Origin of the sequence: Bacteroides sp. D20 (genome assembly GCF_003436255.1) — a bacterium.
Classification (GTDB): domain Bacteria; phylum Bacteroidota; class Bacteroidia; order Bacteroidales; family Bacteroidaceae; genus Bacteroides; species Bacteroides uniformis.
On the sequence record NZ_QSOO01000053.1, the window covers coordinates 1 to 847 of the forward strand.

General features: G+C 39.3%; 1 protein-coding gene. It reads left to right on the forward strand.

What is annotated here, in order from left to right:
- Nucleotides 1–847 (forward strand): GTP-binding protein (locus tag DXD78_RS20930; RefSeq protein ID WP_233534033.1); only part of this gene is annotated, 847 nt, incomplete at both ends.

The window sequence follows — 847 nt, forward strand, 5'->3', positions numbered from 1 at the left end:
ATGCTTGATGGAGCAGTCCTCATCTTATCCGCAAAGGAAGGCATACAAGCGCAAACAAAGTTGCTGTTCAATACTTTACAAAAACTGCAAATCCCGACAATTATATTTATCAATAAAATTGACCGTGACGGTGTGAATTTAGAGCGTTTGTATCTGGATATAAAAACAAATCTGTCTCAAGATGTCCTGTTTATGCAAACTGTTGTCGATGGATTGGTTTATCCGATTTGCTCCCAAACATATATAAAGGAAGAATACAAAGAATTTGTATGCAACCATGACGACGATATATTAGAACGATATTTGGCGGATAGCGAAATTTCACCGGCTGATTATTGGAATACGATAATCGCTCTTGTGGCAAAAGCCAAAGTCTATCCGGTGCTACATGGATCAGCAATGTTCAATATCGGTATCAATGAGTTGTTGGACGCCATCACTTCTTTTATACTTCCTCCGGCATCGGTCTCAAACAGACTTTCATCTTATCTTTATAAGATAGAGCATGACCCCAAAGGACATAAAAGAAGTTTTCTAAAAATAATTGACGGAAGTCTGAGACTTCGAGACGTTGTAAGAATCAACGATTCGGAAAAATTCATCAAGATTAAAAATCTAAAAACTATCAATCAGGGCAGAGAGATAAATGTTGATGAAGTGGGCGCCAATGATATCGCGATTGTAGAGGATATGGATGATTTTCGAATCGGAAATTATTTAGGTGCTGAACCTTGTTTGATTCAAGGATTATCGCATCAGCATCCCGCTCTCAAATCCTCCGTCCGGCCAGACAGGCCCGAAGAGAGAAGCAAGGTGATATCCGCTCTGAATACATTGTGGATTGAAG